Source organism: Pseudoclavibacter chungangensis (assembly GCF_013410545.1).
In the GTDB taxonomy this organism is placed as follows: domain Bacteria; phylum Actinomycetota; class Actinomycetes; order Actinomycetales; family Microbacteriaceae; genus Pseudoclavibacter; species Pseudoclavibacter chungangensis.
Window position 1 is genome coordinate 1,661,987 of record NZ_JACCFV010000001.1, and the last position, 26,234, is coordinate 1,688,220.

General features: G+C 71.6%; 26 protein-coding genes. 6 read left to right on the forward strand and 20 right to left on the reverse strand.

Going from position 1 to position 26,234, the window contains the following annotated elements:
* Complete coding sequence (locus tag HNR16_RS07515) at nucleotides 1–1,164, reverse strand: ABC-2 transporter permease (RefSeq protein WP_158039652.1); 1,164 nt, start codon at nucleotides 1,162–1,164, stop codon at nucleotides 1–3.
* Nucleotides 1,165–1,294: 130 nt separating this feature from the next.
* Here HNR16_RS07515 and HNR16_RS07520 point away from each other — a divergent pair, with 130 nt between their 5' ends.
* On the forward strand, nucleotides 1,295–3,244 hold the full coding sequence (locus HNR16_RS07520; RefSeq protein ID WP_225737770.1) for a potassium transporter Kup: 1,950 nt from the start codon (nucleotides 1,295–1,297) through the stop codon (nucleotides 3,242–3,244).
* Nucleotides 3,245–3,275: 31 nt separating this feature from the next.
* Here HNR16_RS07520 and HNR16_RS07525 read toward each other — a convergent pair whose 3' ends face one another.
* Genes HNR16_RS07525 through paaA form a run of 6 tightly spaced genes read right to left on the reverse strand, consistent with a single transcriptional unit; the run spans nucleotide 3,276 to nucleotide 7,964 of the window.
* Nucleotides 3,276–4,058 (reverse strand): enoyl-CoA hydratase/isomerase family protein, encoded by a 783-nt coding sequence (locus HNR16_RS07525; protein ID WP_158039650.1) that lies wholly within the window; start codon nucleotides 4,056–4,058, stop codon nucleotides 3,276–3,278.
* A gap of 7 nt (nucleotides 4,059–4,065) precedes the next feature.
* The gene (gene paaE, locus HNR16_RS07530) at nucleotides 4,066–5,247 is read right to left on the reverse strand and encodes a 1,2-phenylacetyl-CoA epoxidase subunit PaaE (RefSeq protein WP_158039715.1); all 1,182 of its coding nucleotides are present in this window, start codon (nucleotides 5,245–5,247) and stop codon (nucleotides 4,066–4,068) included.
* Between the two features lie 2 nt (nucleotides 5,248–5,249).
* Complete coding sequence (gene paaD, locus HNR16_RS07535) at nucleotides 5,250–5,786, reverse strand: 1,2-phenylacetyl-CoA epoxidase subunit PaaD (protein ID WP_225737768.1); 537 nt, start codon at nucleotides 5,784–5,786, stop codon at nucleotides 5,250–5,252.
* Between the two features lie 5 nt (nucleotides 5,787–5,791).
* Nucleotides 5,792–6,628, reverse strand: coding sequence for a 1,2-phenylacetyl-CoA epoxidase subunit PaaC (paaC, locus tag HNR16_RS07540; protein ID WP_158039648.1), 837 nt, complete (start codon nucleotides 6,626–6,628; stop codon nucleotides 5,792–5,794).
* Nucleotides 6,625–6,936 carry a 1,2-phenylacetyl-CoA epoxidase subunit PaaB gene (gene paaB, locus HNR16_RS07545; protein WP_158039647.1) on the reverse strand — a complete coding sequence of 104 codons (312 nt, stop codon included), beginning with the start codon at nucleotides 6,934–6,936 and terminating at the stop codon, nucleotides 6,625–6,627. The genes paaC and paaB overlap by 4 nt, the downstream gene beginning before the upstream one ends.
* Nucleotides 6,937–6,965: 29 nt before the next feature.
* Nucleotides 6,966–7,964: a 1,2-phenylacetyl-CoA epoxidase subunit PaaA gene (gene paaA / locus HNR16_RS07550; RefSeq protein ID WP_158039646.1), complete on the reverse strand. Its 999-nt coding sequence runs from the start codon at nucleotides 7,962–7,964 to the stop codon at nucleotides 6,966–6,968.
* 277 nt (nucleotides 7,965–8,241) lie between these two features.
* Here paaA and HNR16_RS07555 point away from each other — a divergent pair, with 277 nt between their 5' ends.
* The 5 genes from HNR16_RS07555 (at nucleotide 8,242) to HNR16_RS07575 (ending at nucleotide 14,295) form a co-directional block, all read left to right on the forward strand.
* The gene (locus HNR16_RS07555; RefSeq protein WP_158039645.1) at nucleotides 8,242–8,712 is read left to right on the forward strand and encodes a PaaI family thioesterase; all 471 of its coding nucleotides are present in this window, start codon (nucleotides 8,242–8,244) and stop codon (nucleotides 8,710–8,712) included.
* Nucleotides 8,713–8,800: 88 nt separating this feature from the next.
* Entirely contained in the window at nucleotides 8,801–10,078 is a 1,278-nt protein-coding gene (gene paaK, locus HNR16_RS07560; protein ID WP_158039714.1) for a phenylacetate--CoA ligase PaaK, read from the forward strand.
* Between the two features lie 72 nt (nucleotides 10,079–10,150).
* Entirely contained in the window at nucleotides 10,151–10,783 is a 633-nt protein-coding gene (locus tag HNR16_RS07565; protein ID WP_225737767.1) for a TetR/AcrR family transcriptional regulator, read from the forward strand.
* A gap of 120 nt (nucleotides 10,784–10,903) precedes the next feature.
* Entirely contained in the window at nucleotides 10,904–12,799 is a 1,896-nt protein-coding gene (locus HNR16_RS07570) for a S1C family serine protease (protein ID WP_158039644.1), read from the forward strand.
* A 95-nt stretch (nucleotides 12,800–12,894) separates the two neighbouring features.
* Nucleotides 12,895–14,295, forward strand: coding sequence for a sensor histidine kinase (locus HNR16_RS07575; protein WP_158039643.1), 1,401 nt, complete (start codon nucleotides 12,895–12,897; stop codon nucleotides 14,293–14,295).
* Here HNR16_RS07575 and HNR16_RS07580 read toward each other — a convergent pair.
* From HNR16_RS07580 to dhaK, 13 genes are all read right to left on the reverse strand, one after another.
* Entirely contained in the window at nucleotides 14,211–14,945 is a 735-nt protein-coding gene (locus HNR16_RS07580; protein WP_158039642.1) for a response regulator transcription factor, read from the reverse strand. The two genes, HNR16_RS07575 and HNR16_RS07580, sit on opposite strands and share 85 nt — an antisense overlap.
* 40 nt (nucleotides 14,946–14,985) lie before the next feature.
* The gene (gene paaZ / locus HNR16_RS07585) at nucleotides 14,986–17,100 is read right to left on the reverse strand and encodes a phenylacetic acid degradation bifunctional protein PaaZ (protein WP_158039641.1); all 2,115 of its coding nucleotides are present in this window, start codon (nucleotides 17,098–17,100) and stop codon (nucleotides 14,986–14,988) included.
* A 135-nt stretch (nucleotides 17,101–17,235) separates the two neighbouring features.
* A complete protein-coding gene (locus HNR16_RS07590) occupies nucleotides 17,236–18,090 on the reverse strand; it encodes a 3-hydroxyacyl-CoA dehydrogenase family protein (RefSeq protein WP_158039640.1) in 855 nt (284 codons plus the stop codon).
* Nucleotides 18,087–18,998: an enoyl-CoA hydratase/isomerase family protein gene (locus HNR16_RS07595; protein ID WP_158039639.1), complete on the reverse strand. Its 912-nt coding sequence runs from the start codon at nucleotides 18,996–18,998 to the stop codon at nucleotides 18,087–18,089. Before HNR16_RS07595 ends, HNR16_RS07590 begins: the two co-directional genes overlap by 4 nt.
* Nucleotides 18,998–20,212 carry a thiolase family protein gene (locus HNR16_RS07600; RefSeq protein ID WP_158039638.1) on the reverse strand — a complete coding sequence of 405 codons (1,215 nt, stop codon included), beginning with the start codon at nucleotides 20,210–20,212 and terminating at the stop codon, nucleotides 18,998–19,000. The genes HNR16_RS07595 and HNR16_RS07600 overlap by 1 nt, the downstream gene beginning before the upstream one ends.
* Before the next feature lie 68 nt (nucleotides 20,213–20,280).
* Nucleotides 20,281–20,649 (reverse strand): hypothetical protein, encoded by a 369-nt coding sequence (locus HNR16_RS07605; protein ID WP_158039637.1) that lies wholly within the window; start codon nucleotides 20,647–20,649, stop codon nucleotides 20,281–20,283.
* A gap of 7 nt (nucleotides 20,650–20,656) precedes the next feature.
* Complete coding sequence (locus tag HNR16_RS07610) at nucleotides 20,657–21,241, reverse strand: hypothetical protein (RefSeq protein WP_158039636.1); 585 nt, start codon at nucleotides 21,239–21,241, stop codon at nucleotides 20,657–20,659.
* A 45-nt stretch (nucleotides 21,242–21,286) separates the two neighbouring features.
* Nucleotides 21,287–21,577 (reverse strand): GlsB/YeaQ/YmgE family stress response membrane protein, encoded by a 291-nt coding sequence (locus tag HNR16_RS07615; RefSeq protein ID WP_158039635.1) that lies wholly within the window; start codon nucleotides 21,575–21,577, stop codon nucleotides 21,287–21,289.
* 124 nt (nucleotides 21,578–21,701) lie between these two features.
* Nucleotides 21,702–23,183: a flotillin family protein gene (locus tag HNR16_RS07620; RefSeq protein WP_158039634.1), complete on the reverse strand. Its 1,482-nt coding sequence runs from the start codon at nucleotides 23,181–23,183 to the stop codon at nucleotides 21,702–21,704.
* Nucleotides 23,184–23,226: 43 nt separating this feature from the next.
* A complete protein-coding gene (locus tag HNR16_RS07625) occupies nucleotides 23,227–23,721 on the reverse strand; it encodes an NfeD family protein (protein ID WP_158039633.1) in 495 nt (164 codons plus the stop codon).
* Nucleotides 23,722–23,824: 103 nt separating this feature from the next.
* Nucleotides 23,825–24,568, reverse strand: coding sequence for a dihydroxyacetone kinase phosphoryl donor subunit DhaM (gene dhaM, locus HNR16_RS07630; RefSeq protein ID WP_158039632.1), 744 nt, complete (start codon nucleotides 24,566–24,568; stop codon nucleotides 23,825–23,827).
* On the reverse strand, nucleotides 24,565–25,197 hold the full coding sequence (gene dhaL / locus HNR16_RS07635) for a dihydroxyacetone kinase subunit DhaL (protein WP_158039712.1): 633 nt from the start codon (nucleotides 25,195–25,197) through the stop codon (nucleotides 24,565–24,567). The genes dhaM and dhaL overlap by 4 nt, the downstream gene beginning before the upstream one ends.
* 2 nt (nucleotides 25,198–25,199) lie before the next feature.
* A complete protein-coding gene (gene dhaK / locus HNR16_RS07640; protein WP_158039631.1) occupies nucleotides 25,200–26,201 on the reverse strand; it encodes a dihydroxyacetone kinase subunit DhaK in 1,002 nt (333 codons plus the stop codon).
* Nucleotides 26,202–26,234 lie beyond the last annotated feature (33 nt).

Genomic DNA, 26,234 nt, shown 5'->3' on the forward strand with positions numbered 1-26,234 from the left:
TCACCCCTCGTTCGTCTCGTTCCGACCGTTCTTCGGTGGCACCGCGGAATCCGGATCCGGGCCCGCGGTCGCCGCGTCCTCGACGCGGACGTCGCCCGGGTCCGGCACGTCGTCGGCCGGCGCCGAGGATGCGCTCGAGGCGGCGGGCCTCGCGGTCGGGGCCGGCCCGGCGCCCTGCCGATGAAAGCGCACGATCGTGAATGCGAGCAGGGAGACGATGCACCACGCGGCGAGCACGAGCAGGGGCTCGAGCGGCATGACGCCCGGGAAGTAGGTCACGTCGCGGACGATCCGCACGGTCGCGCCCGTCGGCAGCCAGCGCCCCATGATCTCGTAGAACGGGGGCAGGAGTTCGGGCGCGACGGCGCCACCCGATGAGGGGTTCGCGATGACGACGAACATGATCCAGGTCGGCAGGAGCGCCCAGCGTCCCCCGATCGAGACCCGCCAGAAGCTGTAGACGAGCGCGGCCGCGAGCATGTTCATCGCGAGCACGGGCCAGACGAGGAGGACGGGGAACTGCTCGATCCCGAGGAACGGGCCGATCACGAGCGTCATGAGGAGCGCGACGACGGCCGAGCGGATCACGTCCCACGTGATCTCCCCGCGCAGGGTCAGCCCGGGCGCGTTCACGCGCGTCTGGATGGCACCGACGAATCCGAGGATCGTGGCACCGAGCGCGAGGTAGAACAGTGCGAGCCCGTCCGGGTCACGGGGTGCGAGCGGGTGCGCGTCGACGATCGTGACCTGCTCCCCCAGCGCCGTCTCGAGCCCCGGCACGTACTGTTCGACGACGCGGGCGACCGAGACGCCGGCCGCGCTCGAGACCGTGAGCGTGGCGGGCGTCGTCGACAGGTCGATCACCGCGTAGACGTCGACGCGAGCGAGCGCGTCGATCGCGTCCGCCGTGTCGTCGAAACGGTCGAGTCGGAACATCTCGGCCCCGTCGGCGTCGAGGACGCCGGTCGCGAGCTGCACGCGATCATCGGGGCCGACCGTGGCGACGGGGACGCCGTGGGGCGTCGGGTTCGCCATCGCGAGACTGTACGACGCGACGAAGAGCGGGCCGACGACCGCGATGATGAGCGTGATGACGAGCGCCGGCAACTGCGCGCGCGCCGAGCCCCCGAGCACCCGAAGCCTCGCGCGCATCGTTCCCAGCACGTCGCCTCCTCTGCTCCGACGACCAACGCTACGCGAGCCGCGGTGCGAACGCGCGGGACGCACGGCTCCACGAGCCGCGGGGCGAGGGCCCGTCGTGCACTGTGCGGCCGCCGGGTCTACGATCGCCGACGTGGATTCCGCATCGAATCGAACCCCCCGCGCCGACGCGGGTGGGACCTCGACCGCCGCACGCCGACCCCCTCGCGCGTCGCTCCTCCTCGTCGGTGCGCTCGGTGTCGTGTTCGGCGACATCGGGACGAGCCCGCTCTATGCGATGCAGACGCTGTTCTCGGCGGACCACAACGCGGTGCGACCCTCGCACGAGCACGTGACGGGCATCATCTCGCTCGTCGTCTGGGCGCTCATCGTGGTGGTCACGATCAAGTACGTCGCCTTCGTGCTCCGCGCGGACCACAACGGCGAGGGCGGCATCCTGTCGCTCGCGACCCTCCTGTCCCGCAACCTCACCGCCGGGAAGCTCCCGAAAGCGGCCGCCGCGGTCACGATCGCCGGCATCATCGGTTCGTGCTTCTTCTTCGGTGACAGCGTCATCACCCCGGCGATCTCGGTCATGTCCGCGGTCGAGGGGCTCCGGGTCGCCGTGCCGTCCCTCCCCGATCTCGTCGTGCCGGTCGCGATCGGGATCCTCGTCGTGCTGTTCGCGGTGCAGCGCTTCGGTTCGGGACGTGTCGGTCGCGTCTTCGGCCCCGTCATGCTGCTCTGGTTCGTCGTGATCGCGGCGCTCGGTCTACCGCACATCATCGCGAGGCCCGAGGTGCTCGTCGCGCTGCTCCCCGTCCCTGGCATCCGCTTCCTCGTCGCGGAGCCGCTCATCGCGCTCGTCGCGATGGGTGCGGTCGTGCTCGTCGTGACGGGTGCCGAAGCGTTGTACGCCGACATCGGCCACTTCGGCCGGCGGCCGATCCAGCACGCCTGGCTGTTCGTCGTGCTCCCCGCGCTCCTCGTCAACTATCTCGGGCAGGGCGCGCTCATCCTCACGCACCCCGAGGCGGTCGCGAATCCCTTCTTCCTGCTCGCCCCCGCGTGGGCGACCCTGCCCGTCACGATCCTGTCCATCGTCGCGACGATCATCGCCTCGCAATCGGTCATCACGGGGTCGTTCTCCGTCGCGAAGCAGGCGATGCGTCTCGGCTACCTGCCCCCCATGACGATCCGTCGCACGTCGTCGCTCACGTCGGGTCAGATCTACATGCCCGCCGTCAACTGGGTGCTCTTCGCCGCGGTCATCACGGTCGTCCTCGTGTTCCGCAGCTCCACGAGCCTCGCCTCCGCGTACGGTCTCGCGGTCACGACGACCTTCGTCATCACGACGATGCTGTTCGTCGTGTTCGCGCGCCGCGTGTGGGGATGGCCGCGCTGGACGCTCGTCGTGACGGTCGCGGTCCTGTCGGTCTTCGAGTTGACGTTCCTGCTCGCGAACCTCGCGAAGATCCTCAACGGCGGCTGGCTGCCCGTCCTCATCGGCATCGTGCTCCTCACGGTCATGACGACCTGGCGTCACGGTCGCGCCGTGATCGGCGTGCGGCGCCGGGCGGCCGAGGGAACGCTCGACGAGCTCCTCGGCGGGCTCCGCGACGAGCCGCCCCGTCGGGCGCCGGGGACGGTCGTCTTCCCGCACGCCTCGACGCGGACCGCGCCGCTCGCTCTGCGCCTCAATCTCGAACTGAACGGCGTCCTGCACGAGCGAACGGTCATCGCCCGCGTCGCGACGGTCGACGTCCCCCACGTCGCCCCCGAACGACGGGTGCGCGTCGAGGACCTCGAACCGAACGTGCCGGGCATCGAACGCGTCACGATCCGCTTCGGATTCATGGACACGCACGACGTGCCCGAGGCACTGTGCCACGGTGGGCCGCGCCTCGCGGTCGAGACGGGTGACCTCGCGAACGCCGAGTACGTGCTCTCGCGCACGCGCATCGTGGCGCCGCGCGGCTGGGCACCGCGTGCCCTGCGCGCGCGGCTGTTCGTCGCCCTCACGCGGATCGCGAGCTCACCCGCGCAGCACTATCACCTGCCGCTCGACCGCACGGTCGAGCTCCGCGTCCGCGTCGCGCTCTGAACGCGCGGGCGCGCGCGCGGCGGCGGCCGGTTCAGTCGTGGGCGCGCGCGCCCCGGAACGTCGGGGAGCGCTTCTCGCGGAACGCGGCGAAACCCTCGACGTAGTCCGGGGTCGCCGCGAGCGCCGCCTGTGCGCGGTTCTCCGCGGCGATCGAGGTCCACAGCCCGACGCGCTCGTCGCGGACCTGGGCGACGAGCCGTTTCGAGGCATTGAACGCCTCGGTCGGACCGTTCGCGACGCGTTCCACCCGTTCACGGGTGAAGGCGAGGAGCTGCTCGTCCGGCACCGCTCTGCTGAAGAGTCCCTGTCGGACGGCGTCCTCGCCCGTCATGAGTTCCCCCGTGAACACGAGATCGAGCGTGCGATGCGCGCCGAGGCGCTCGACGAACAGCGCGTGCCCACCGGAGTCGAGCGTCGCGCCGAGCGCCGCGAACGGTGAGCCGATGCGCGCGCCCTGTGCGACGTAGACCACGTCACTCGCGATCGCGAGCCCGAGGCCCACACCGAGGCACGCGCCGTGGACGGCGGCGAACGTCGGCGCGGGGAAGGCGCTCATCCTGCGCAGGAGCCCCGCGAGCCGCACGTCGAGGTAGTCGTCGACGTCGTCCGTCGCCGGATCGACGCCGGAGATGTCGCGCCCGGCACAGAACGCCTTGCCCTCGCCGCGCAGCAGGAGCGCGCGGACGCCCGCCCGCTCGGCCCGCTCGTACGCGGCGTCGAGCGCGACGAGATCGTCGCCGCCCAGGGCGTTCCGGCGTGCGGGAGCATCGAGGACGACCTCGGCGACGTCGCCGGAGATCTCGAGTTCGATCACGATCGGCTCACACGTCGAAGTCGACGGTCACGGCGTCGCTCGTGGGTCGGGACTGGCACGTGAGCACGTAACCGCGTTCGACGTCGTCCGCCTCGAGCGCGTAGTTCTCGGCCATCTCGACCGTGCCCGCGGTGACCTTCGCGCGGCACGTCCCGCAGACGCCACCCGCGCACGCGAAGGGCACGTCGGGGCGCACGCGGAGGGCGGCGTTGAGGATCGTCTCCCGCGCGCTTCGTGGGCTCGTGACCTGTCCGCTCAATCCGTCGAGCACGAAGTCGATCTCGACGTTGTCGCCCTCGGGGTCGCTCACGACGGGCCGGCCGGTCGAGCGCTGCGCGCCCTCGCCCGGCTGCCCCGTCGAGAAGAGCTCGAAGCGGACGCGATCGCTGTCGACGTCTCGGGCCGCCAGCTCGTCGCGGACGAGCTGGACGAGTTCGAACGGTCCGCACAGGAACCACTCGTCGACCTGTCCGACCCGGATGACGTGTTCGAGGAGCATGCCGAGCTTCTCCGCGTCGACGCGTCCCGAGTGCATCGGTGAGATGCGCTGTTCGCGCGAGAGCACGTGATGGAGCGCGAGCCGGCTCGGGTAACGGTCCTTGAGGTCGGCGAGATCCTCGAGGAACATGACGTCGGACGCCGCGCGGTTCGCGTAGACGAGATCCATCGTCGTGTCCTCGTTCGCGAGGACGGACCGCGCGATCGCGATGACCGGGGTGATGCCGGAGCCCGCGGCGACACCGACGAAGTGCCGCTCACCGCGCGCCACGAGCTCCTCACTGAGGACGCCCGGGCTGTTGAGGCTCGTCAGGCGATGCTTCGACACGAACGCGCCCTGGGGGTTCATGACCTCGATGACGTGACCGGGGGCGAGCTCGTCGTTCGCCCAGTTCGAGAAGAGCCCACCGAGGTCGCGCTTGATCGCGATGCGGATCTCGCCCGGCCGCGGCTCGGCGCAGATCGAGTAGCTGCGACGGACCTGCTGGCCGTCGAGTTCGGTCCGCAGCGCGATGTACTGCCCCGCGACGTAGTCGTACTCGTCCTGCAGCGCGTCGGGCACGTCGAACGTGACCTCGATCGCGGCGTCGGTGAGGCGACGCACATCGCGGACGGTCAGCGGGTGGAAGGCGGCGCGCCGCCTCGTCGTCGGACCGGCGCCGTCGCCGGTTCCGTCGAGCGTCGTGTCGATCACTAGAGCACCTTGAAGTAGTCGAACGGCTCCTGGCAGTCGGAGCACGAGTAGAGGGCCTTGCACGAGGTCGAGCCGAAGCGGCTCATCTCGCGGGTCGCGAGCGAGCCGCAGCGCGGACACCGCACGCTCAACCGCACGCGCACGGGTCCGCGGTTCGCGCCCACGGCGGCCGTGCCGCTCGGTGGCGCGATGCCGTACTCCTCGAGCGTGGCTCGGCCGACGTCGGTCATCCAGTCCGTCGTCCAGGCGGGGGCGAGACACAGCTCGACGCGGACGTCGACGAAGCCGGCCGCCGCGAGCGCCCGTTCGAGGTCGACCTCGATCGTGCCCATCGCGGGGCACCCCGAGTAGGTCGGCGTGATGGTGACGCGCGCGCCGTGTGCACCGACGGCCTCCGCGCCGCGCAGGATGCCGAGGTCGGCGATCGAGAGCACGGGGATCTCGGGGTCGTTGACGGTCGCCGCGACGTCCCACACCGCCGCGTCGGCGGCGTTCTCCGGGCGCACGGCTCGGGCCGGGGCCGGGCGGGCTGCCACGGCGGTCACCAGCTCGCCCCGGGGTGCTTGCGCGCGAGCACCTGCATCTCGGCGAGCAGATAGCCGAGCTGCTCGCGATGCTCGCCCCGTCGGCCCCCGGTGCGCGCCTGCGCGACCGAGGGCACCTCGAGGCCGGCCTCACCGATGACCGACGTCACGCGCTCCATCGCGGGCGCCCGCAGTGTGGAGGGGCGGACGGCGATCCCGTCGAGCCGGTCGTGCAGCTCCTCGTCCTCGAACAGCTCGTCGACGTACGGCCACACGTCCTCGAGACCCGCCTGCATGCGCCGGTTCGACTCCTCGGTGCCGATCCCGAGCCGGAGGGTCCACTGCGTCGCGTGGTCGAGGTGGTAGTCGACCTCCTTGACCGCCTTCGCGGCGATCGCGGCGAGCGTCTCGTCGGCCGAGTCGCACAGCCGCACGTAGAGCTCGAACGCGTACGCGCTCCACACGAGCTGCCGCGCGATCGTGCGCCCGAAGTCGCCGTTCTCGAGCTGGACGAGGTGCACGCAGCGGAACTCGTCCTCGTCGCGGAAGTACGCGAGCTCGTCCTCGCTCCGCCCCCACGCGGAGCCCGCGTAGGTGAGCAGGACGCGGGCGTGCCCGAGCGTGTCGAGTGCGATGTTGCCGAGCGCGATGTCCTCCTCGATCTCGGGGCCGCGCGAGATCCACCACGCGAGACGCTGGGCCAGCACGAGCGAGTCGTCACCCAGCCGCAGTGCATACGCGCCGACGTCCTCGCTCGGGCGGGGGACGGTGTCCCCGCGGGCGGCGATCTCCTCGGCGATGAGCGCCGAGCCGGCCGAGATGCGGGTCGCGGAGTCGAATCCCTGAACGCTCACAGGTGTTTCACCCCCTCGCTCTTCGTGTAGTACGTCGCGTGCCGGTAGGCCTTGCCCTGTGCCGACTCGAAGAACGCGCCCTTGTGGTCGGGGTCGGACGCCGTGATGTCGGCCGCGGGCACGACCCAGATCGAGACGCCCTCGTTGCGGCGCGTGTAGAGGTCACGTGCGTTGCGAAGGGCCATCTCGGCGTCGGGCGCGTGGAGCGAGCCCGCGTGGACGTGGCTGAGGCCCCGCGACGAACGGACGAACACCTCCCACAGGCGCCAGACGTCGTCCGCGGCCCGGACGGGATGCTGATCGGTCATGTCGGTGGTCTCCGTGCGGTCGGTCGGATTCAGGCGACGGCCGCGGTCTCGGCCGTCGCGGCCTGCTGTTTGCGTGCGTACTCGCGCGCGGCCTCGCGCACCCACGCACCGTTCTCGTGTGCCTCGACGCGCCGCGCGAGCCGCTGGGCGTTGCACGGGCCGTTGCCCTTGATCACGCCGAAGAACTCGTCCCAGTCGAGCTCGCCGTAGTCGTAGTGGCCGCGCTCCTCGTTCCAGGCGAGGTCGGGGTCGGGAAGGGTGAGCTCGAGCGCCTCGGCCTGCGGCACGATCATGTCGACGAAGCGCTGACGGAGTTCGTCGTTCGAGAAGCGCTTGATGTTCCACGCCATCGACTGCTGCGAGTTCGGCGACGCGTCGTCGGGCGGCCCGAACATCTGCAGGGCCGGGCCGTAGAAGCGGTTCACCGCGTCCTGGGCCATGCGCTTCTGTGCGGGTGTCCCGTGGCTCAGCTCGTACAGGATCTCCCAGCCCTGGCGCTGGTGGAACGACTCCTCCTTGCAGATGCGCACCATCGCCCGGCCGTACGGCCCGTACGAGGCGCGGCACAGCGGCACCTGGTTGCAGATCGCGGCACCGTCGACGAGCCAACCGATCGCGCCCATGTCGGCCCACGAGCGCGCGGGGTAGTTGAAGATCGACGAGTACTTCGCCTTGCCCGTGTGCAGCTGCTCGAGCAGCACGTCACGTGGCGTGCCGAGCGTCTCGGCCGCCGAGTAGAGGTACAGGCCGTGGCCCGCCTCGTCCTGCACCTTCGCCATGAGGATCGCCTTGCGCTTGAGCGAGGGTGCCCTCGTGATCCAGTTCGCCTCGGGCTGCATGCCGATGATCTCGGAGTGCGCGTGCTGCGACACCTGCCGCGTGAGGGTCTTGCGGTAGGCGTCGGGCATCCAGTCCCGCGGCTCGATCCGCGAGTCGTCGCCGATGATCGCGTCGAAGTACGCCTGGGCGGCGTCCGTGTCGAAGACGTCGTCGACGGTCTGTTGCAGGTTCCTGACGGTGTCGCTCATAGTGGTTCGCTCCTTCGGTCATCGGCGCGAGTCGTGTGCGGCGGGCCGGGGCGCCGTCGCTCCGACCGACGTGCCCGACGCTGGGCGACGTCCACGTCCGGACGGAATAACCGACCTTCCGGTCAGTTTATGTGGGGAAGGTGATCTCGGCAAGCCGATTCCGGAGAGAAGCCTGGGACTCCCCCGCCCCACCCACTTGACTTTCCCGGTCGATTACGATTTTCTGCATGAGCGGTCGGTAAATCGTCCGCGTCGACGGCGACGAGGAGAGAGCAGCATGGTCTCCGGCCCGCGCCCCCTCCGGGAGGCGTCCCCGACCACGAGCGATCCCGTGGGCGCGCAGCATCGCGTGCTCGACGGCGACCGCTCGGCCGAGTGGATGGGGACCCACATCGTCCGTGCCGAACGGGGGCACGCGGAGATCCGCATGCGCGTGCGCCCCGAGATGCTCAACGGCTTCGGCACGGTCCAGGGCGGATTCGTGTTCGCCTTCGCCGACACCGCGTTCGCGATCGCGTGCAACGACCCCGACGAGACGGGCAGCATCACGGTCGCGCAGGGGGTGGACGTGAACTTCCTGCGACCCGCGTACGAGGGACAGACCCTCACCGCGCGGGCGCACGCCGTGCACGAGGGCCGCTCCGGTGTCTACGACATCGAGGTCTTCGCGCAGGGGGACGACGACGAGGACGCGACCCCCATCGCCATCATCCGCGGCCGGAGCCGCACCGTCCCCGACCGGCGCTGAGGCCGGCAGGGTTTTCGCACTCGAGAAAGCTGACCGCACCGTGCTGACCCAGACAACCGAGAACACGCAACTCGATCCCGAGGAGCGCATGAGCCGCGACGAGCTCGAGGCGCTCCAGCTCGAGCGCCTCCGGTGGACGCTCCGCCACGCGTACGAGAACGTCCCCTTCTGCCGGCGCCGATTCGACGAGCACGGCGTCCACCCCGACGACCTCGTCGAGCTCGCCGACCTGCGGAAGTTCCCCTACACGACGAAGGACGACCTGCGCGAGAACTACCCGTTCGGGATGTTCGCCGTCCCCATGGACCGCGTTCCCCGCATCCACGCGTCGTCGGGGACGACGGGGCTCCCGACCGTCGTCGGGTACACGCGCGGCGACCTCGACAACTGGGCGACCGTCGTCGCCCGCAGCTTCCGCATCTCGGGCACCCGGCCGGGCGACCTCGTGCAGAACGCCTACGGCTACGGACTGTTCACGGGTGGACTCGGCGCGCACGCGGGCATCGAGAAGCTCGGCTGCACCGTCGTCCCGATGTCGGGTGGACAGACCGACAAGCAGATCCAGCTCATCGAGGACTTCCGGCCGCGCGTCATCTGCTGCACACCGACGTACCTGCTGACGATCCTCGACGCGATGCGGCACCGCGGCATCGACCCGCGCGCGACGTCGCTCGAGGTCGCCGTGCTCGGTGCCGAGCCGTGGACGAACGAGATGCGGCGCGAGATCGAGGCCGGATTCGACCTCCGCGCCTCCGACATCTACGGCCTGAGCGAGGTCATGGGTCCCGGCGTCGCCGGCGAATCGGCCGAGTACCAGGACGGCTCGACGATCTGGGAGGACCACTTCCTCCCCGAGATCGTCGACCCCGACGACCTCACGCGCGTCCTCGACGACGGCGAGACCGGCGAGCTCGTGTTCACCTCGCTCACGAAGGAGGCGCTGCCGATCATCCGCTATCGCACGAAGGACCTCTCGCAGCTCCTCCCCGGGACGGCCCGCCCCGCGATGCGCCGCATGGCGAAGATCAAGTCGCGCACCGACGACATGATCATCCTGCGCGGCGTCAACCTCTTCCCGTCGCAGATCGAGGAGATCGCGCTCGCGATCCCCGGCCTCAGCCCGCACTATCACCTGGAGCTCACGCGCCCCGGACGCATGGACGAGCTCACGGTCGTCATCGAACGGCGCGAGGACTGCACGCCCGAGGCGGCGGCGGCCGCGAGCGAGGAGCTTCGCCGTTGCGTGAAGATCAGGATCGGTTCGACGGTGAACGTGACGGTCGCCGAACCCATGACGCTCGAGCGGTCCGCCGGCAAGCTGAAGCGACTCCACGATCTGCGAGGGCCCGTCGATCATGCGGGCTGAGCGGGCGCGCGGGCGCGGCGTGGGCACGCGTCCCCCGGACGCGCGCGGCACCTCGCGCTAGGATCCCCTCTCGTGCCTCCCGCATCGTCCTCCGCGCTCGACGCCGTCCCCGTGCCCCAGCGGCGCGGCCGCCCCGGCTACGACCAGGAACAGGTCATCGCCGCCGCGGTCGACCTGTTCAATCGGCACGGCTACGACGCGACGAGCATGGGCATGCTCGCCGAGCGGCTCGGCATCTCGAAGTCCGCGATCTACCACCACGTCCCGGGCAAGGAGCAATTGCTCGAGCACGCGCTCGATCGTGCGCTGCTGGAACTCGAGGGGGTGCTCACGCATCCCGCGGCCCAGGAGCGTTCCGTCGACCAACGGCTCGAGTACGTGCTGCGCGCGACGGTCGGCGTGCTCATCGACGAGTTGCCGAACGTCACGCTGCTGCTCCGCCTGCGCGGCAACACGCCCCTCGAACGCCGCGCGCTCGACCGACGACGTGCGTTCGATCACGAGGTCGCGGCACTCGTGGAGGCCTCGGCCGAGGCGGGCGCCCTGCGCGGCGATCTGCAACCGCGCGTCGTCACGCGACTCGTGTTCGGCATGATCAACTCCATCATCGAGTGGTACCGGCCCGACGGCCCGCTCCGACGCGAGGAGATCGCCGACAGCGTCGTCGCCATCGCGTTCGACGGCCTGCGTTCGCGCCCCGCGTGACCCCATCGGCTGCCGCCGTCGCCGTTCGCTGAGACGGCGCTGAGCGCCTCAGCATCGCCTCAGCGCCCCCGGCGCACCCTCGTGGTCGAGAAACATCACTTCGGACCACGAGGAGCAATCGTGAGCGAGCGCAGCCACAGCAACGACACCGGGACCCCGGACGTCCACCGGGAGGACGGCACGGACGTTCCCTTCGGGTCCGGAACCGGCTCGCCGACGAACGGCCCGGGCCCGGCACCCGCCTGGCGCACCGAGGACGGATTCGTCGTCGGGGCGGCGATGCCCGTCGCGTCGCACGACGGGGACACCGCGGTCGTGCCGGGGGTCGGTCCGTCCCACCCCGTCCCGCCGCTCCAGGACGGCTCCCGCCCCCACGATCCGACGCGGTTCCCGGACACGTTCACCCCGCGCACGAGCGACCCGTTCGCCCCGCTGCCGGACCTTCCGCCGAGCGGTGGCGCCGCGGACGGCTTCCGTGCCTTCGGTGCCCCTCGGTACGACGGACCGAGCGGCACGTTCACCGCACCGTCGACGCCGCTGCAACCGTCGACGCCGCTGCAACCGTCGACGCCGCTGCAACCGTCGGTCGGCGACCCGTCCGTCGGCGCCACCGGGTACGCGGGCCAAGCGTACCCGGGCCAGGGATCCGCGAGCGGCGGGTACCCGGGCGGCGGCTCCGGCGGTACCGGGTACCCCGACGGCGGGTTCGCGGGTCACGGATATCCCCCACGGTTCGACGCGAACGGTTCCGTCCCCGAGCCCGGCGCATTCGGCACCGCGGCTTCGGAGCGGTTCCGAGTGGACCAGGCAACCGGGCCCGGTGCGACTCCCCACGGCGCCGGTCCGGCCGCCGCGTGGCCTGTCGCGGCCCCCGAGGCCGCATGGCAGCCGGACGGTGGCACCGCCACATCGACGAGGCGCCGTCGCTCCGCGATCCACTGGCCGAGCGCGATCGTCGCGACCGTGCTCGCGACGACCGTCTCGCTCGGCGGCACGTTCGCGCTGCAGCAGTGGGGATCGGCCGGCGACGGCTCGTCGGCGGCGTCGAGCGCCGTCGTCGCGCAGGCCTCGGCCGCCTCGATCGACTGGTCGGCCGTCGCGCAGGCCGTCTCGTCGAGTGTCGTCTCGGTGAGCGCGACGACGAGCGAGGGGGTGTCCGAGGGATCGGGTGTCGTCTGGGACTCGAGCGGTCACATCGTGACGAACGACCACGTGATCGCCGGTGCGACGGCGGACGGCATCTCCGTCCTGCTGAGCGACGGCACGATCCTGCCGGTGACGGTCGTCGGCGAGGACGCCTCGACGGACCTCGCGGTCCTCAAGGTCTCGAACCCGCCCGCGCAGCTCACCCCGATCACCGTCGGCGACTCGGCCGACGTCGCCGTCGGTGCCGACGTCATGGCCGTCGGCAACCCGCTCGGGCTCTCGGGCAGTGTCACGACGGGCGTCGTCAGTGCCCTCGATCGGCCCGTGACGACGAGTTCGGCGTCCGGCGACGCCGTCGTCACGAACGCGATCCAGACCTCGGCGGCGCTCAACCCGGGGAACAGCGGCGGCGCACTCGTCGACGCAGCCGGTCGCCTCATCGGCATCAACTCGGCGATCGCGTCCCTCCCGTCGACGACGAGCGGCACCGACGAGTCGAGCACGAGCGGCAACATCGGCATCGGCTTCGCGATCCCCTCGGACCAGGTCCGGAACGTCGTCGAGCAACTCGTCACGACCGGTTCGGTCGCACACGCCTCACTCGGGATCCAGGTGGGTGACGGCGGCGTCCGGCTCGCGGACAGCGCGCGGGCGGGTGCGCTCGTCGGTGCGGTCACCGCGGGCAGTCCCGCGGCGTCCGCGGGCCTGCAGAAGGGCGACGTCGTCCTCGCGATCGACGGCCGTGACGTGACGGGCGCCGAGGCGCTCATCGGGTTCGTCCGTGAGCACTCCCCCGGCGACACGGTCACCCTGTCCGTCTCGGACGGGACGACGACGCGGGACGTGCAGGTGACGCTCGGTACCGCGTGACCGGCCGGGCGTGGGACGTCACGGCGGCGGGACGTCCTACGCTCGGGGAACGGCCCCTCGACGCACCCGACGACGGCCGGAATCGGAGGACGGACATGAGCGATGGGCGACGCCCCGGCATCGGCCTGCGCGGCAGGCTCTCCGTCCTGACGGCCGTCGTCGTCACCGTTCCCCTCCTGCTCGGCGTGTTCCTGCTCGGGACGATCCTGCACCGTGTGTTCAGGGCGCAGCTCGCCGACGAGGCGGCCGCCGAGGCACAGCGCGTCGCCGCCCTCGTGAGCGTCACCGGCCCCGCCGTCGTCTCCGTCCCCCACGCCTACGCCGACGGCTTCCGTGTGCAGGTCGTCGACGAGCACGGCACGGTGGTGGCGGCCTCCGTGCCGGGTGACGCACCGTTCGCCGACGCGGACGCCGGGCCGGGCGGCCTCGCGATCGTCGGCGTCGACACCTGGTGGGTGCCCGGCGCCCCGGCGGACGACCTCGTCGCGATCGCGCCGACGACCGTGCTCGGGGAACGGTTCTGTGTCCTCGTCGCGGTCTCCCAGGCCCCCGCGGCGCGATCGGTCGACACGCTCGCCGCGAGTCTCGCCGCCGCGGTCCCCATCCTCGTCCTCGCGGCAGCCGCCGCGACCAGGTTCGCCGTCGCCCGCACGCTCCGTGACGTCGAGGCGATGCGACGGCGGGTCGCGGCGATCGGCGACGATCCGGCGTCACTCGGCGTCCGCGTCACCGTCCCGACCTCGCGCGACGAGGTGCACGACCTCGCGGAGACGATGAACGACATGCTCGATCGCATCGAACGCGGCCGTGCCGCACAGCGGGCGTTCGTGTCCGATGCGGGACACGAACTGCGCTCGCCCATCGCGACCGTGCGCGCCGCCGTCGAACTCGGCGAACGCGACCCCGGTGAGTGGGAGCGGCTCGGTCCGCTCCTCCGGGAACAGACCGCGCGACTCGGCGACCTCGTCGACGACCTCCTCACCCTGTCGAGCATTGCCGACGGCGGGCTCCGGCTCGATCGCGACGAGGTCGATCTCGACGAGCTGCTTCGACGGGAGGCATCGCGCGTCCGGGCGACGACAAGCCTCGACGTCGCCGTGCGACCGGCCCCCGCACGCGTTCGCGGCGACACCCGTCGCCTGACGACGGTCCTGCGGAATCTCGTCGACAACGCCGCGCGACACGCGAACGCGACCGTGCAGCTCGCGAGCGCCACGGACGGCGACCACGTCGTCGTCCGGGTGTCGGACGACGGCGCGGGGATCGCGCCCGCGGACCGTGACCGGATCTTCGAACGCTTCGTCCGACTCGACGAGGCCCGCACGCGCGAGGCGGGCGGCGCCGGCCTCGGCCTCGCGATCGTCGGTGAGCTCGTGCGGGCGCACGGCGGGACCGTGCGCGTCGAGGACGCTCAGGAACTGGGCGGCGCGTCGTTCGTCGTGACCCTGCCGTGCGCCCCGTCGGATCCGTCGCCCGACGGCGGCTCGAAGCGGTAGCCCACCCCGCGCAGCGTCGTGATGCTGCGGGCCCCGAACGGCTGGTCGATCTTGCGGCGCAGGTACCCGATGTACACCTCGACGAGGTTCGGTGCGTTCTCGGCCGCGTCGTCCCAGACCCCGGCGAGGATCTCCGACTTCGAGATCGCCCGGCCCGCCCGGCGCATGAGGAACTCGAGGAGACGGAATTCCGTCGCCGTGAGCTCGATGGGGGTGCCTCCGCGGCGCACCGCGTGGCCGCGCGGATCGAGTTCGAGATCGCCGACGCGCAGCGCGCCGGAGCGTTCTCCGGCACCGCGCCGGGCGATCGCGCGCAGGTGGGCGGCGAGCACCACAAGACTGAACGGCTTCGTGAGGTAGTCGTCCGCTCCCGAGTCGAGCGCCTCGGCCTCGTCGAACTCGCCGTCCTTCGCCGTGAGCATGAGCACGGGTGTCCACACGCCACGGCGCCGCAGTTCCGCGACCACCCGGAAACCGCTCAGGCCGGGAAGCATGAGGTCGAGCACGATCGCGTCGAAGTCGCCGCTCGACGCGGCCTCGAGCCCCGCGATGCCGTCGTGTTCGACCGCGACGACGTGCCCGTCCTTCGTCAGGGCACGCCGCACGATGTCGGCGAGCGGACGATCGTCGTCGACGACGAGCAGGCGCATGGGTCTCCCTCCGGTGCCGCGAGGGAACGGCCCGAGGCCATCATCCCCCGAGCGCCTGCGATTCGTCGGCGGCGACGAGCGTGAGCACGTCGTAGTTCGCGACCACCTCGTCGCGCTGGTTGTAGAGCACGGCGTCCCAGCGAACCTCGCCGTAGTCGTCGGTCTCCCGCGGCGTGATCCGCTTCGCGGTGAGTTCCACGCGCACCTCGTCGTCGACGCCGATCGGCGTGACGAAGCGCAGGTTCTCGAGGCCGGAGTTCGCGAGCACGGGACTCCGACCCGGCGCGACGAAGAGTCCGGCCGCCCACGACACGAGGAGGTAGCCGTGCGCGACGACGCCCGGGAAGAAGGGGTTCGCCTCGGCCGCGGCGTCGTCGACGTGTGCATAGAACACGTCGCCCGTCGTGTCGGCGAAGGCCTGGATCTCCTCGCGCGTCGCGCGTCGGAGGCCCGAGACGAACGCGTCGCCGACGCGGAGCGTGTCGAGCGCGCGCCGGAACGGGTGGACGACGTCGGGCGAGCCGCCGAAGGCGGGATCCCCCGCGATCCGGCGCGCCGCGCCACGGTGCCAGACGCCCGTGACGGCCGTCAGCAGATCGGGCGATCCCTGCACGGCCGTGCGCTGCATGTAGTGGTGGACGGCACGGATGCCCCCGAGCTCCTCACCGCCACCGGCGCGGCCCGGGCCACCGTGCACGAGGTGCGGGACTGGTGAGCCGTGGCCCGTCGAGGTCTTCGCGTCGTCCCGGTCGAGCAGGAGCACGCGACCGTGGTGGCCCGCGATCCCCGTCAGGAGCGTGCGGGCGACGTCCGGGTCGTGGCTGCAGACCGTCGCGACGAGCGAACCGGCGCCGAGCGCGGCGAGTTCGACGGCGTCGTCGAGCGACGTGTAGCCGAGGACGCTCGTGACGGGGCCGAACGCCTCGCGCTCGTGCACGATCTCGGCCCGGGCGTCGTCGAAGGTCAGGACGACGGGCGACATGAACGCTCCTCCCGGTGCGAGCCCGGCCGGCGCGTCGAGCGAGCCGTACGCGATGCGGCCGCCTCCCGCGACGAGGTCCTCGACCGCGTGGCGGACGTCCGCGAGCTGATCGAGGGACGCGAGCGGCCCCATCGTCGTCGCCTCGCTCCGGGGATCGCCGAGCGCGACGCGCTCCTCGATGCGATCCGCGATGGCCCGGACGAGAACACCCACGAGCGGTGCGGGCGCGATGACGCGACGGATCGCCGTACACTTCTGGCCCGCCTTCGCCGTGATCTCGGTGACGACGGATTTCACGAACGCCTCGAACTCCGGCGTGCCGTCGACCGCGTCGGGGCCGAGGATCGCGGCGTTGAGCGAGTCGGCCTCCGCCGTGAACCGTACGCCGCCCTCACGGACCGCCGGGTGGGCCCGGAGCGTGTCGGCGGTCGACGCCGATCCCGTGAACGCGACGGCGTCGCGGTAGTCGAGGTGGTCGAGCAGGTCGCGTGCGGAACCCGAGACGAGCTGGATCGACCCCTCGGGCAGGATCCCCGAGTCCGCGATGAGGCGGACGCACGCCGCCGTCACGAATCCGGTCGGCGTCGCGGGTTTCACGATCGAGGGCAGCCCCGCGAGGAACGCGGGCGCGAACTTCTCGAGCATGCCCCACACGGGGAAGTTGAACGCGTTGATCTCGACCGCGACCCCGGGGAGCGACGTGTACACGTGCTCGCCGACGAACGAGCCGTCGGCCGAGAGCGGCTCGACCGCACCATCGATCTCGACCGTCGCGTTCGGGAGTTCCCGGCGGCCCTTCGAGCCGTACGTGAACAGGACGCCGATCCCGCCGTCGATGTCGATGAGGTTGTCGCGCCGGGTCGCACCGGTCCGGTTCGAGACCTCGTACAGCTCGGTCTTGTGCGCCTGCAGGTGGATCGCGAGATCCTTGAGCTTGAGGGCCCGCTGGTGGAACGTGAGCGGTTGGACGCCCGCGCGCCCGACGGTCCGCGCGTACCCGACGACCTCCGCGAGGTCGAGCCCCTCGGTGGACACGCTCGCGACCACGTCGCCGGTCGAGGCATCGAGCACGGTGGCACCCGCGGTACCGGCCGGTGGGGTCCACCAGGACCCGAGCACGTAGCTCGGGACGAACGGCACCTCGGTCGTCGCGGTCTGGTCGGTCTGCGTCATCGGTTCCCGTCTCTCTCGATTCCTCGTCGCGCTCGCGCGGTCGGGCGCGTCGTCGCACCCCGGAGAATTCCCGACCTTTCGGTCGGTATTGCATCAGGCTAGCTCACGACGCCGCGCACCGGCAGCCACGACGCGTCACGACCAGTCGTAGAAGCCCGTTCCCGATTTGCGCCCGAGCTCCCCGCGCGCGACCTTCTCACGGAGCACGTCCGGGGGCGCGAACCGCTCGCCGAGCGTCTCGTGCAGGTACTCCGCGATGCCGAGGCGCACGTCGAGTCCCACGATGTCGGTCGTACGCAGCGGACCCGCGGGGTGCCGGTAGCCGAGCTCCATGGCCAGGTCGATGTCCTGCGCGGACGCGACGCCCTCCTCGACCATGCGCATCGCCTCGAGCGCGATCGCGACCCCCAACCGACTCGACGCGAATCCCGGGGAGTCGTTGACGACGATCGGCGTCTTCCCGAGCGCCCGCACCCACTCGGGCGCGGCGGACCGGACGTCCTCCCCCGTCTCCGGCGCGAGCACGACCTCGACGAGCGTCGAGGCGGGGACGGGATTGAAGAAGTGCAGCCCCACGAACCGCGCGGGGCGGTGCAGCGCCGCCGCGAGCTCGGTGAGGCTCAGCGAGGACGTGTTCGACGCGAGGACGGCCCGCTCGTCGAGGACGCGCTCGACGCCGACGAGCGTGTCGAGCTTGACGCGGAGGTCCTCGAAGACCGCCTCGACGACGAGCTCGCGGTCGGACAGTTCGTCGAGCGCGTCGACCGTCCGAAGTCGCGCCGAGAGGGCCTCGGCGGTCTCGTCCACGGCACCGCGCGCGGTCGAGGTCGCGACCGATCCCATCACGCGCTCGCGCGCCGCCTCGGCGGCGGCCGCGTCGCGTTCGGCGACGACGACCTCGCACCCGGCCACGAGGAAGGCGTGCGCGATCCCAGCACCCATCCGCCCGCCGCCGACGACACCGATCCGTTCCGGCAGTTCCGCACTCATCCCTCGTCCTTCCCGTCGCCGCGACCACGCGGCACCCCGTCGTCGGCTCTGCCCCCACCGGGCTCGCCGTCAGCCTCACCCGTCGTCGCCGAGGTGCCCGAGCCGCGCGGGGCGCCCGACCGCGCGGCACCGTCCGCCCGCGCGGCACGTCGGTCGAGGAACGCCTGCATGCGATCGAACTTCGCGTCCGATTCGAACAGGATCGCCTGTGCGATCGTGTCGACGACCGGGTGTGCGTCGCGCGGCGCATGGAACACCGCCTTCGTGAGCCGGATCGCGAGCGGGTCCTGCGTCGCGATGCGGTCGGCGAGTGCGTGCGCCGCGGCGAGGAGCTCGCCCGCGGGATGCACCTCGCTCACGAGCCGACAATCGAGTGCCTCCCGCGCGCCGAGGACGCGCCCCGCCATGAGGATCTCCTTCGCGATCGGCTCACCCACGAGCTCGCGCAACCGCCAGGTCGCCCCCGCGGCGGCGATGATCCCGAGCCCTGCCTCCGGGTTCCCGATGCGCAGATCGTCCGACGCGAGCCGGAAGTCCGCGGCGAGCGCGAGCTCCGCCCCTCCCCCGAGTGCATAGCCCTCGACCGCCGCGACGACGGGCATCGGGAGTCGCGCGACGCGATCGAAGATCGACGAGTTGATGCCGGCGAGCGCGTCGTCGCGACGGCGCTCGCGGAGCTGGGCGATGTCGGCGCCCGACGCGAACAGGCCGTTCGCGCCGCGAAGGATCAGGATGCGCGGTCGACGCTCGAGCCACGCGCACAGCGCGTGCAGTTCGTCGACCGTCCGCTGGTCGATCGCGTTCTTCGTCGCGGCGTGGTCGAGGGTCGCGACGACGCGATCGGGTGCGACATCGACGCGGACGCGCTCGAACTCCTCGAACACGCCGTCGATCCGTTCCCCGCCCATCAGACGCGCTCCACGAGCAGCGCGGCGCCCTGCCCGACGCCGATGCACATCGTCGCGAGCCCGAGGTCCGCCCCCTCGCGCTCCATGCGTCCGAGCAGCGTGATCGTGATGCGAGAGCCGGACGAGCCGAGCGGGTGCCCGAGCGCGATCGCACCGCCGTCCCGGTTCACGATGTCGGGATCGAGACCGAGGCGGCGGATCGTCGCGAGCGATTGGCTCGCGAACGCCTCGTTGAGCTCGACGGCCCCGATCTCGTCGAGCCGTCGCCCCGCTCGCTCGAGCACGCGTCGCGTCGCGGGAACGGGACCGATCCCCATGATCTCGGGCTCCACCCCGGCCGCGCCGCCGGCGACGACCCTCGCCCGGGGCGTGAGGCCGTGGCGCCGGACGGCGTCCTCGGACGCGACGACGACGGCGGAGGCGCCGTCGTTCAGGCTCGAGGAGTTTCCGGCCGTCACGACGTCGCCGCCGGCGACGACGGGGAGCAGCTTCGCGAGCACCTCGGTCGTCGTCCCGGGCCGGGGTCCCTCGTCCGTGTCCACGACCGTGACCGCGCCGCGGCGCCCGGTCACCTCGACGGGCACGATCTCGTCCGCGAAGCGCCCCGCGGCGATCGCCGCGAGGGCGCGCTCGTGCGACCGCACGGCGAAGGCGTCCGAGTCGGCCCGGGAGATGCCGTCGACGCGGGCGAGTTCCTCCGCCGTCTCGGGCATCGAGAAGGTCATCTTGCCCTCGCGCCGCAGCGCACCGTCGACGAAGCGCGGATTCGGGAACCGCCAGCCGATCGACGTGTCGTAGGCCGGGCCCGGTTTCGACCACGCGGCCTCGGGCTTGGCCGTCACCCACGGCGCCCTCGTCATCGACTCGACGCCGCCGGCCACGACGATGTCCGCGTCGCCCGCACGGATCATCTGCGCGGCGAGGACGATCGCGGACATCCCCGAGGCACAGAGCCGGTTGACCGTGATGCCCGGCACCGACAGCGGGTATCCCGCGAGCAGCCACGCCATCCGTGCGACGTTGCGGTTCTCCTCACCCGCCCCGTTCGCATTGCCGAGCACCACCTCGTCGACGAGCTCCGGCGCCACGCCCGCACGTTCGACCGCGGCCCTGATCGCGATCGCCGCGAGATCATCGGGGCGGACCGACGCGAGCGCACCCCCGTACCGTCCGACCGGGGTGCGGACCCCGCCCACGAGCAACGCCTCGGCCATGTGAACTCCTTCGTCCCGTGGCGGGGTGGAATACCGACCGCTCGATCAGTATTCAATCATGGACCGGATCAACGGGGCTCGTCGTCCGGGGTCCATTCCGGCGTGTGCTGATGGGTGACGAGCCGTGGGCCCTCCACGGTGTCGACGTAGGTCGAGACCGTGTCGGCCCGATAGACCCGATCACCGCGCAGCCCCGTGAAGCGCGAGACGACCGCGACGGCGTCGTCGCCTACTCGCACGGTGCGGTCGTGCTCGACCTCGATCCGGTCCCACTCCTCCGACACGTCGAGCGCACCGGCGTAGTCGTCGAGGCCCAGGACGAATCCGGGCACGACGAAGATCGCATCGGGGTGGGCCCAGCGGCGGACGGTCGCGCCGTCCTGCGCACGCGCGAGTGAGGTCTCGACGTGCACGAGGAGGTCGTGATCGATCGGCACGATGCGGTCAGACCTGGATTCCCCGATCGGCCGCGACGCCGTCCCAGCCGCGTCGGTAGAGCGGCACGAGCATCGCCCAGGTGAAGAGGGCGCAGATCACGAACGTGACCGTGAGCACCCGCGTGACGTCCTCGATGCCGCCCGACACGAGGAACGAGACGAACGCGGCGGCCGCGCCCGCGGCGACGGCGTCCCCCGCCGCGAGCCGGAGGACGTCCCGCCGCGCGTACCGTCTCGTGCCCGAGGACACCCAGCGCAGGATCGCGATCGCGAGGATCGCCGCGACGCACGCGGCGGCGACGAGGACGAACCAACCGCCGAGCAGGCCGCCGAACCCGAGTCGCTCGAGCTGCGAGCGACCGACGGGGGTCCCGAGGAACGGGATGAGCACGAGCATCCCGACGACGAGGAGGGCCGGTGCCACGAACCGGGCCGACGTGAGGAATCCCGGTCGGAACGCGGCGACCTCGAGTCGCGCGGGCTCGTCGGCCGCCGGATGGCGGGTCGAGCGTCCGGCGTCCCGTGTCACACGGTCGACGTCGTCGCGTCGTGGCAGTTCGTTGTCGTCGTGGGCTCGTCGGCGTGAGGGCACGGCGACAGTGTACGGCGGCCGGGCGAACCGACGGACGGCGCGAGGTTACTTCCGCACCGCTCGCGCACCGCGGCGCGTGCTGAGCGCGCCCCAGACGACGAGGACGACGAGCGCACCCAGGATCGCGGAGAGCCACGTCCAGAGGCTCGTGAATCCGGCGTCCTCGACCCGGAACACGAGGCCCGCGAGTGCACCACCGAGCATCGCACCGAGCACCCCCAGGGGCATCGTGACCCAGAACCCACCACCGCGCCGGCCGGGTACGACGAGCTTGGCGACGGCGCCCGCCACGAGCCCCACGACGAGCCAGCTGAGCCACGCGAGTTCGAACAACATCGTCCCCTCCTCCGACGCGCTCGGGGTCGTCCCGTGATGGCCAGCACGCTACCGATCACGGGGACGCCGCGGGCCGGGTGCCGATAACGATTCGTCATCGACACCCGGCCCGCGGGAGGGACACTCAGTCCGTCGTGTCGCTCGGTTCCGTCGTGGCTCGCTCGCGCCGACCGAATCCCGACGTCTCGCCGACACTCCCGAGGAGCGTCTGCAGGTCGATGCCGGTGAGCGACTTGAGGACCTCCGAGCCCTCGCCGAGCACCTGTCCGACCGTCTTCGTGACGGCCGACGCACCATCGGTCGAGACGACCGTGAGCGTGTCGATGTTGCCGACGGGCTCGGCCGCCGCGCGCACGATCTCGGGCAGACGCGAGATGATCTCCTGCGCGAGCGCAGCCTCACCGTACTTGCGCAGCGCCTCGGCCTTCGCGTCGGTCGCCTTCGCCTCCGCGACACCCTCCGCCTCGATCGCGGCTGCCTTCGCTTCACCCTCGGCCCGGATACCGGCCGCGAACGCGATCTGCCGGTCGCGCTCCGCCTCACCGGCGTAGCGCACCGCCGTGGCGGCGGCCTCGGCGTCCTGCACGGCCGCGACCTTGTTCGCCTCGGCCGTCCGGGTGCGCTTGTAGACCTCGGCGTCGGTCGCCGCGTTCTCCGTGTCGCGACGCGCGTTCGCATCCTGCACCTGTGCGTAGGCCTGCGCCTCGGCGGGCTTGCGGACCTCGATGTCGAGCTTCTCCTGGGTCACGCGCGCCTGCTCGGCGAGCGCCTCGCGCTCCTGCTGTGCGACGAGGCGGTCCTGCTCGGCCCGGGCGAACTGTCCGGCGGCGTCGGCCTCGGCGTTCGCGCGATCGGTCTCGGCCTTGATCGACGCCTGGCGCAGGCGCAGTTCCTTCTCGCGCTCGGCGATCCGCTCGGACGCCTCGATCTTCGCGAACTCGGACACCCGGGCCGCCTCGGCCTCGCTGACCTCGGCGACCTGACGGGCACGAGCGGACTCGGAGCGCCCCAGGTTCTGCAGGTAGTCGCTGCCGGGCGTCGAGATGTCCGAGATGTTGAGGAGGTCGACCTGGAGACCCTGCTCGATGAGGTCCGCCTTCGTCTCGGCGACGACGCGATCGGAGAGCGACTTGCGGTCCGAGATGATCTGCTCGATCGTCATGTCGCCCACGATGGAGCGCAGCGACCCCTCGAGGGACTCGCGGATGATGTCGTTGAGGCCCTGCTGCTGGTCGAGGAAGCGCTGCGCGGCGCGGCGCACGCCGTCCTCGCTGCCCGACACCTTGAAGTTGATCGAGGCCTTGATCGCGATCTTGATGCGGTTCTTGTCGACACCCTCGACCTGGATGCCGATCTGTCGCTGTTCGAGCGACATCGCGAAGCCCTGCTGCAGGATCGGCCAGACGAACGTGCGACCGCCGATGACGACGCGCTGGCCCGTGAGGTCGGCGGAGCCCTTCACGCCGGCGCCGCGGCCGACGATGATGAGCGCCTCGTTGGGGGGCACCCGGCGGATACGGGAGGAGATGAACACGGCGAGCGCGACGAGGGCGATGACGATCACGATGACCGCGAGCACCCCGACGTTGTCGGTGATGAAGTCCATGTGGGTCCTTCTCGGTAGTCGGGAGGGGGGGGTCTGGATTCGGTCAGTGCGACGTCGCGTCGGGCACGACACCCGTCACGAGCGGCTCCACCTTGATGCGCGAGCCGAACGCCTGGACGACGCGGATGCGGGTGCCCTCGCTGATGGGTTCGTCCGCGAACGCCTGACGACGCTCGATCTCGCCCGCCGCGTCGAGGGCGACCTCGCCGCTCGCGGACGTGATGTCGGATTTCGCGATCCCCGTGTCACCGGTCACGTCGCGGGCCTCACCGTCGCTCGAGCGCGCGAGACTGCGGATGAGCAGCGCCGAGCCGATGTACGCGACGAGACCGATCCCGATCGCGATGACGTAGGCCCACACGATGTCGAGCGAGAGGCTCGTCGCGAGTGCCCCGGACGCGCCGAAGACCGTGAGCGCGATCGCGATCCCGGGGATCGAGATGAACCCGCCGCCGTCGAGGTCGAACAGTCCGTCGAACAGGAAAGACACGACGAGCAGCGCGAGACCGATCGCACCGATGATGATGAACACGGTCATGTGGTCGAGCCCCTCCTCGCACGCTCCGGCACGACGTCGCCGCCGAATATGCTGCGAGTCTACCGAGCGCGGCGAGGAGGGGCTTCATTCCACGGAGTGAGCTTCAGTCCTCCCCGAAGCCCGATTCGATGAGCCCGGCGACGGCGTCGACCGCGGCGGCCGCGTCCGCCCCGCTCGCCCGGACCTCGAGTTCGTCGCCGCGCTTGGACCCGAGCGCGACGACCGCGAGGATGCTCTTCGCGTTCGCACCGCCGACCGTGATGTCGGCGTCGAACGTCGACGCCGTCTTCACGAGCTCGGCCGCGGGACGCGCGTGCACGCCCATCTCGTTGACGACGCGCACGGTGCGGACGACCGTGCCGTCGTCGTGCGTGGCGTCGCCCGCGGCGTCGCTCCCGGCGACGGCGGTCGTGTCCGACGCCGGTTCGGGCGGGGCAGGCGCGTCGGCGGGGGCCGCCCGCCCCCAGGCGCCCTCGGCGGCGGCGACGACCGCCGCGAGGTCCTGCCCCTGCTGTGCAGCGACACCGGCGACGACCGCGCCCTCGACGAGCGGGGCGTCGGCGATCCGGACGAGCTCGCGCTCGTCGTCGTCGAGCACGTCGAGCACGGTCTCGCTCGTGAGCACGGCGGAGCCGAGATCGCACAGGACGACGACACCGGAGCCGTCGGAGGCCGACAGGGCTCGGTGGACGGCGCCCTCGACGCGATCGAAGCTCGTCCCGATCCCGTCCTCGTCCGTCCCGCCGGCCGCCTCGAGCGGCACCGCGCCGGCCATCTGCCGCGTGATCTCGACGACCCCGCGCGCGACGTCGGCGGAGTGCGACACGAACACGAGCGCGACGGTCATGCGTTCGCCTCCGCGGCCGCCGCGGCGGCCTCGAGGATGTACGCCGTCGACTGGGCACCCGGGTCGCGGTGACCGGCGCTGCGCTCACCGAGGTAGCTGGCGCGCCCCTTCCGGGCGACGAGCGGCTCGGTCGCGACGGCGCCGGCCGCCGCCGCGTCGGCGGCGGCCCTGAGTGCCGCGACGGGGTCGTCCCCCGCTGCCGCCGCCGCGTCGACCGCGGGCGTCCAGGCGTCGATCATCGTCTTGTCGCCCGGCTCGGCCTTGCCGCGGAGGACGATGCCGTCCCGCGCGGCGGTCAGGAACGCCACGATCGCGGCACCGTCGAGTTCGTCGAGCCCCTTGATCGCCGTGCTCCCCTTGAGGAACGCCGTTCCGTAGAGCGGCCCGGCGGCTCCGCCGACCGTCGAGATGAGCGTCGTCGCGACGAGCTTGAGGACGTCACCCGGCGTCGCGTCCGCGGCCGACGCGTCGAGCTTCGCGACGACCGCGCGGAACCCGCGGTCGAGGTTCTCGCCGTGGTCGCCGTCACCGATGTCGCGGTCGAGGTGCGTGAGCTCCTGCTTGTGCTCCTCGACGAGTGCCGCCGCGCGGCGCGTCCAGTCGACGGCCCATGCGGTTCCGAGTGCCATGGTCATCGCCCCCAGCGGAGGGCCGCGGTCTCGACGGGCGCGTCCCAGAGTTCGGTCAGTTCGTCGTCGAGCTTGAGCACCGTGATCGACGCCCCCTGCATCTCGAGGGACGTCGTGTAGTCGCCCACGAGGTGGCGCGTCACGTTGATGCCCCGCTCCGCGAGGACCTCGGCCGCGCGCCGGTAGACGATGTAGAGCTCGATGAGCGGTGTCCCGCCCATGCCGTTGACGAACAGGAGCACGTCGTCACCCGACTCGAACGGCAGGTCCTCGAGGATCGGCTCGAGCAGGCGATCGACGATCCGGTCGGCCGGCTCGATCGGGATGCGCGCGCGACCGGGTTCACCGTGGATGCCGATGCCGATCTCGATCTCGTCGTCCGGCAGGTCGAAGCTCGGTTCGCCCGCGTGGGGCACCGTGCACGCCGTGAGCGCGACGCCCATCGAGCGGACCTGCGCGTTGACGCGCGTCGCGATCGCCGCGACCGCGTCGAGGTCGTCCCCGCGATCGGCTGCGGCGCCGGCGATCTTCTCGACGAGGACCGTCCCCGCGACACCGCGACGCCCGGCCGTGTAGAGGCTGTCCTTCACCGCGACGTCGTCGTCGACGACGACGCTGCGCACCTCGATGTCCTCGGCGGCCGCGAGATCGGCCGCCGTCTCGAAGTTGAGGACGTCGCCCGTGTAGTTCTTGACGATGTGCAGGACGCCCCGGCCCGCGTCGACGGCCTTCGTCGCCGCGACGATGGGATCGGGCGTGGGTGAGGTGAAGACGGGGCCGGGCACGGCCGCGTCGAGCATGCCGGGACCGACGAGTCCACCGTGCATCGGCTCGTGGCCGCTGCCACCGCCCGACACGATGCCGACCTTGCCCGCGACGGGCGCGTCGGCCCGGACGATGAAGATCGGATCGGTCTCGACGCGGATCAGGTCCGCGTGCGCGACGGCCATTCCCGCGACGGCCTCCGAAACCACGTCCTCGGGGTCGTTGATGAGTTTCTTCACGGTACGTTGCCTCCATGGTGCCAGGCGGACGGG